This window comes from Dapis purpurea BLCC-M126, from assembly GCF_050015975.1.
Classification (GTDB): domain Bacteria; phylum Cyanobacteriota; class Cyanobacteriia; order Cyanobacteriales; family Microcoleaceae; genus Trichodesmium.
Window position 1 is genome coordinate 142,393 of sequence record NZ_JBNHER010000001.1, and the last position, 6,519, is coordinate 148,911.

The following is a 6,519-nucleotide window of genomic DNA, read 5'->3' on the forward strand; positions in this document are numbered from 1 at the left end:
TTAATTAGTGATTAAACACTTATTCTCTAGATCCAGAATAATCTCGTTATACTTACCACGGCCTGATTCATAAGTATTCAACCCTAAATAATATAATTTTATCCTTTCTCTCTTCTCTCCTGACTCCTCCTTAATTATTTATCAGTGATTTGACCAAAGATGATATTAATTGCATTTATCCTTAATTAATCAAAAACCTTTCCATAAAACTTTAATAAACTATTAAATTTAACGACTTGATTTTCTATATATTTCCACTAAAACTCCAATAAATGAGCCAAATATCCCCCCAACAATTCCTCCCCAAAATGGAATAAGTAGTGGGCTAAAACAAACATAAAATCCATCCCAACCATCAGCACAATTTAGAGGTTGAATTTTTTGACGAGCGATAATAATAAAAAAAACTGTACTCAAAAGTGAAGTAAAAGTTGCTGCATTAAATATTCTCATCGTACATCTGAAATGAGTAATTAAGTTAGTAATTCCACCAACTATTCCTCCAATAGTACCTCCGATGATAATTCCTACACAAGCACCAAATAATGAAACAAACCATACAAATACTATGGGAAGTATACTACTCATAAAATCCTCCTAATTTGATTACTTTTAACTCCTCCAAAAAACTTTTAACCTACTAAAAATACTTACAACCAATGCCACTATAAATGTATAAATAAATCCCCTAAACAATCCTAAACTTGGTGTTTGAGTTATTTGTGCAATTTCTTCATACCATCCAGTTAATTTGAAGAGAGGTAAAAGCAAGTTACCTAAGACTACATAAGCTATCAAGGGATTTTGCCCATTATAAATCAATAATTTGATTAGACCTTTATGTTAAAAATAATCGCTAATTACAGTAAATAGAATTAACAGAAAAATCGAAATTCCTGTGGTAATGAAAAAGTAACTAATAGTAGAAGTATCTTTTTTTTATGCCACTTTGAAAAGGCTCAAAAGCTAATCCTAATACTAGCCAATAAACACCCAAACTATAAAGTTGATTTAGTAAATTTTCTATCTAATTACCTGGTTGCTGGAATAATAACCAACCGGAACCACATAAAACTACAGTTATTAAAGTTGTTTGTAAAACCAGCCTAGATTGTAACCCAACCAATAACACCAAGTCAATAGTCACCATTAATACTGCAATAATTAACACACGACTAGCTGGCCATTTTTATCCTATAGAATCATCATTATTGGTTTCATTATTTTTCATCCAATTTAAAATTAAATCTCCAGCAATAGTACCTGGAATGAGAATAAATAAATATTTCAAATAATCAAATCTAAAAATCCAAGGCAAAGGAGAGTCATACCAAAACTCTTTCACCCATCCATCATCAGTAGCAGAAAATCTTAGCCCTAATAATATTCCTAATAATCCTAAACGTAACCACAAATTAGATTTAGTAAATAACCAAATAATTTAACCAAAAACAGCCATATTTGTTAAGACTATGAGAATAATATCACTCCGTTCTAAAGAAAATTTACTACCATCAAGATATGTTAATCTACTCAGAACTAAAATACACAAACTCCAGCCAGCTATAATCATAAATTGATTGAGAAACTTGGGAAAAAATTTAGGTAAACGGGCAAACATTAAAAAGAGGATGAAAAATCCTAGTAAAGCTAATTGCCACTTTTCAGGAGTTTCCTCTATATTGTTAATAATGTGGGGTCGGAAATGTTGCAAAACTATAGCAAAAGTGCCCAACAAAAATCCTCTTTTCAGTATAAACAAAAATATTTGACTGTATCGCCAGTTTTTATTAATTAATCTAGATAAAGCTAGGGGTATTGATGTTCCCATTGCAAATAAGAAAATAGGAAAAACAATATTTACCCAAGTTAATCCAGGAATATCAGGATTAAATACATAATTTGGTGGCGGAGTTTGAGCATGATACATCCAAGCTGGCAATGTTACATCACGAGGAATTATGCCAGATAATACCATCATTAAAATAGCAAATCCACGCAAAGCATCTAAAACATCTGCAAGTTTTCTAGAGGTTGCTTGTTTTACCATTGTGATATAGGAAATAGTTTAGATGAAAATGTCAAAAAAATAAATTGAAATATACTTGCTGCTTAACATTATATTAATTAGAAAACTTGAGGTTGTAGTTGATTTTTACTAATTTTATATTTCTAATCTTTTAAAGCTATACCCACAATGCTACCTCCACCTTTGGCTTTAGCTAGACGCATTGCTAAAGCAACTTCAGGTAATTTTTTGCCATATCCTATACTGCCAGTTAATCCAGTTTTCTCTTTATAAATTCTCTGTAAATCCTTTAATAAACTTGCCTGATAAGGTGCTTTAAAGAGAATATTGTCTCCTTCTGCAAAAAGTACACTTTTGTGATCTTTTGTTGTTTTGTAGATTAACTTTTTCAACTCTCTAATAACTTCATGTACTATCTGACTTCTCTGTCTTACTTCATCTTCACTTGATTGTTCAAATGCTATTTCTAAATAGTCACCTGCAGAATCACAATCGAACCCAAAATAAAAAATTGCCGGATTTTTATCTGTTGGGGTTTATAGAATTTGAACATTTACAAGTTGACCATTTTGATTTAGAAAAGAACTTAGTGTTTTAGTTGTAAATTGTAGAAACGCAAATGCTAACAGAGAAGACAGACGAGATTGAATAGCTATTATATTCTTTGAATAACTATTTTCTGAAGAAGGATGAGCAATATCATTTCGTACAGAGGTAATTAGTCTAGTAATATATTCTAATGTTTCAGTATTAACGAAGTATTTTGGATTGTGAGAAAAAATATCCCGCACTTCATCTAACTTCTTTCCTAGTATTTTGTTTTCCAAATCAGCACTTTTTATAATAGTTAAAATGATATTTGCAACTTCTTCAACTCCAGCAGAGGAAGAAAAAACAGAATGACGATAACTATAAGTTTATTCAGTTATTTCGCCAATTAGGCTAGAATTTACCCCAGATAAAAGTGATTCTCGTAAATGTTCAATATCAAGTCCAGAAGGTAATAAATTTGTTAGACAATTTACAAGATCGTTAATATTTGAACGATGGCGTAAAACTTCTGTATAATTTAATTTCCCGAAAGTATCAAACTTCTTGATCGGCGGAAACTTGCGATATTTTATACTTACTCCTGCTTTTTCTAACTCATCGTAAAAAAGACTAGCTTGCTTTTTTCTAGTATCTGGATCTTTAGAGAAATCTATTTCCAAAGAATAAATATTTTCTATATCAAGCACATAAGCAAAAACAGCAAGTATAGACTTAAGAGATGAAATACCACTTGTCAAGTCAATATAGTTTTGTGGATTATCAAGAGGGTTAACAATTGTTCCTAGTTGCTCTACAAGATCCCTGAATCTATCAACATTAGAATCTTCTATTTTTGTGACATGATGTACTAAACTTGTTGAAGAAATTTTATGGTTGCTTAGAGCTTTTTGCCAAGCTACTGAAATTGTCAAAGCTTGTAATGATTGTTCAGAATGAAAAATGTGTACTTGACGAAAAGTTAAATCACTATTTTTACTGTCACTTCGTACTTGAAGGGTAGCTCCAATAATAGCGTTAATCATTGCAGGAATGTTGGTATTTCCTGCCAAAATTAGCTTGAATAATTTTTGATAAATGTTCATTTTCGCTTTGTTGAATTTCTTATAATCTAATATAATTTATCTACTGTATAGTGGAGTTTAAATTTTATACTAAGTCCGGTTATAAAAAGATACTTTTTTCAACTCTTTTCTAACTCTTCTGCCCTCTGCCTTACCCTCTTCATAAAGATACTAATTAAACTTAATTTGGTATTATTGCTCAATCAAACCTCAATTTTTTTATAAAAAAATTAGTTGCCAGTAGAAACTTTTGCTACTAACAACTAATAATAATTAACTATCAACCACTCAATATCAACTTAAGTAGAACAAGGTAAAAAAAAGATGTTGTATATTTAGTTATAAAAGCCTCAAGTCATTGATATGAAATACTTCCGAGGAAATTTACAATTTGATACATAAAGCACAAAATTTACCACGGTCTACTTAGCTAGAAGAAGCAGGTAAAGAAAGTTGAGGTTGAGTCTTTGGTTGATGACCATTACCATTACCATTAGAATACTCTGGAGATAATAATACTTGACGAATCAAACGAGCGATCGCCCGTTGAGTCAAACCACCTGCTACTTGTTGCCCCATCTTTTGCATTTCTGGTTTAACTAATATATTTGGCACTAATTGTACTAACTGCATAGTATCAAAACCAGGAGTATCTTGAATGATTTGCCAGATATTTTTAATATGTTCTGCTCTCTTTTCCTGTGCTGGATTATTAGATGTAGTAACTGCAGTTTTCTCTACCTTCAGACCTAACCATTCACCTATTTTATTCCTCGCATTGGAAAAAGTATTTATCGACGCCAAATCTAGACTATTAATCAGTTCTTCAACCAAACGAACCCGAATAAAATCTCCCCGTTCAGATAATAAGAAATCTAGAGCTTGATTTAAAACTTTACTAATATCATAATCATCACTATTACTCGCATTTCTTAAAAGATTTTCCAATCTATTCCAACGAAAATCACCATCCTTAAAAAGTAAATCTTTTAGAGAAGTTCTCAACTCAGGAGCAGGGTCAGTTAATAAACGTTTTGCCACATAAGGATAAGCTTTACTCAACACTTTAAAATTAGGCTCCACATTAATAGCAATACCTTCCAAAGTTACCAAAGAGCGAATAATCAAAGCATAATAGGCAGGCACCCGAAATGGATACTCATACATTAAAGCCGATAACTGGTCTGTAATACTCTTAAAATTAAGCTCTGCCACACTTGCACCAAGAGCATTATTAAACACACCAGCTAAAGCAGGAATAATCGGACTTAAATCAGTTTCAGGAGTTAAAAATTCTAGCTTCACATAATCCTGAGCCAAAGCATCAAAATCACGATTTACTAAATGTACAACTGCCTCTAATAAACCATATCGCTGATAAGATTTAACCTCACTCATCATGCCAAAATCTAGATAAACCAACTTACCATCTGGACTTGCTAATAAATTACCAGGATGAGGATCGGCATGAAAAAAACCATGTTCTAATAACTGTCTCAAAGAACATTGCACACCAATTTCTATCAGATATTTCGCATCAATATTTTTCGCTTTTATAGCTTCCAAATTAGTCAATTTAGTACCAGTTATCCATTCCATTGTCAACACACGACGCCCCGTATATTGCCAATAAATTTTAGGAACATAAATATCTTTCAGATGACCGTAGAGTTGTTTAAATTTTTCCGCATTTCGACCCTCCTGAGTGTAATCCATTTCCTCAAATATTCGAGTACCAAACTCATCCATTATGCCTACTAGATCGCTACGGAGTCGCTGAATCTTTTTATGTGCCCAAATAGCCAGTGTTCTTAATATATAAATGTCTAAAGCAATGCTTTCTGCTAAACCAGGACGTTGTACTTTTACTGCTACTGTTTCACCTGTTTTTAATTTGCCTTTATATACTTGTCCAAGAGAAGCCGCAGCGATGGGATTTGGTGTTAATTCTGTATAAATTTCTTCTGGAGGAAAACCTAATTCTTCTTCTATAAAATGATAAGCAACTTCATTGGGAAAAGCAGGTAATTGGTCTTGTAATTTGGTCAACTCATCTAAATATGTTGGAGAAGCTAAATCTGGTCGAGTAGATAATGCTTGTCCTACTTTAATAAAAGCAGGACCGAGATTTGTCAAAATTTCTCTTAACCAAATTGCCCGTTTTCTTTCATTTTTAGCTGCTTTACCTCTAACTTTGTCCAACCACAAGCTAAAAGCAAATAATACAAAAGTCCATAAGATACTGATTCGTCGTTTCCAGACTTTCAAAGGACGTTTACTGTAGAGGGCTGTTATTGCTTCTGGATCGTAGCGTAGTCTATTACTTTCTGCTATATCTGGAGGATTTTGAGACTTGAGCATTTCTGTATCTATATTTTTTAGTTGCATTGCCTCAATTTCTACTGTATCTAATTTCTTGCTGTGTGAATTTAAGTCTTTTTGGTGAGATATAGATGATATTGTTTCCAAATTCATAAAATTTTAGAAAAATTTAACGACTATTGTTAAATATTGTAACAACACCTCTACCGTTTCACGGAAGTCAAAAGTCAAAAGTAAGATTTTAAAAGTTGGAAAAATATATTTTCTCAGGTAGAAAGTAAGAAATATTAGAACATCAAACCTAAACAGCAAGGTGACTAAGAGTTGATTTCCACTGACACAAAATATTTGAGTGTATCTCTTTACCTAAAATTTCCTCAACTCACAAAAAATTTATTAGTTAATTAAGAATCGAAAAATTAATTGTCAAATCTGACTATTGCGTATGTCGCAATAGTACAAATCAAACCTAGACAGCAAGGTGACTAAGAGTTGATTTTCACTGACACAAAATATTTGAGTGTATCTCTTTACCTAAAATTTCCTCAACTCACA

5 protein-coding genes and 1 pseudogene are annotated in these 6,519 nt (G+C 32.0%); all 6 read right to left on the reverse strand.

Translation table 11 applies throughout. The features are described 5' to 3' along the window. Positions 1–228 precede the first annotated feature (228 nt). A complete protein-coding gene (locus tag ACP6PL_RS00525; RefSeq protein WP_426541433.1) occupies positions 229–588 on the reverse strand; it encodes a hypothetical protein in 360 nt (119 codons plus the stop codon). Between the two features lie 439 nt (positions 589–1,027). After that, entirely contained in the window at positions 1,028–1,150 is a 123-nt protein-coding gene (locus ACP6PL_RS00530; protein WP_426541435.1) for a hypothetical protein, read from the reverse strand. A gap of 39 nt (positions 1,151–1,189) precedes the next feature. Next, positions 1,190–2,050: pseudogene (locus ACP6PL_RS00535) on the reverse strand (DUF5009 domain-containing protein). A gap of 122 nt (positions 2,051–2,172) precedes the next feature. After that, positions 2,173–2,541, reverse strand: coding sequence for a mCpol domain-containing protein (locus tag ACP6PL_RS00540; protein WP_426541476.1), 369 nt, complete (start codon positions 2,539–2,541; stop codon positions 2,173–2,175). Positions 2,542–2,946: 405 nt separating this feature from the next. Then, positions 2,947–3,663, reverse strand: a complete 717-nt coding sequence (locus ACP6PL_RS00545; protein WP_426541437.1) for a hypothetical protein — start codon at positions 3,661–3,663, stop codon at positions 2,947–2,949. Positions 3,664–4,068: 405 nt separating this feature from the next. Further along, positions 4,069–6,117: an ABC1 kinase family protein gene (locus ACP6PL_RS00550; protein WP_426541439.1), complete on the reverse strand. Its 2,049-nt coding sequence runs from the start codon at positions 6,115–6,117 to the stop codon at positions 4,069–4,071. Between the last annotated feature and the right edge of the window lie 402 nt (positions 6,118–6,519).

What these genes read in the sequence shown, in the direction of transcription:
- ACP6PL_RS00550 (WP_426541439.1), bottom strand. Translation starts at nt 6,117, where the DNA reads ATGAATTTGGAAACAATATCATCTATATCTCACCAAAAAGACTTAAAT.
- ACP6PL_RS00545 (WP_426541437.1), bottom strand. Translation starts at nt 3,663, where the DNA reads ATGAACATTTATCAAAAATTATTCAAGCTAATTTTGGCAGGAAATACC.
- ACP6PL_RS00530 (WP_426541435.1), bottom strand. Translation starts at nt 1,150, where the DNA reads ATGGTGACTATTGACTTGGTGTTATTGGTTGGGTTACAATCTAGGCTG.
- ACP6PL_RS00525 (WP_426541433.1), bottom strand. Translation starts at nt 588, where the DNA reads ATGAGTAGTATACTTCCCATAGTATTTGTATGGTTTGTTTCATTATTT.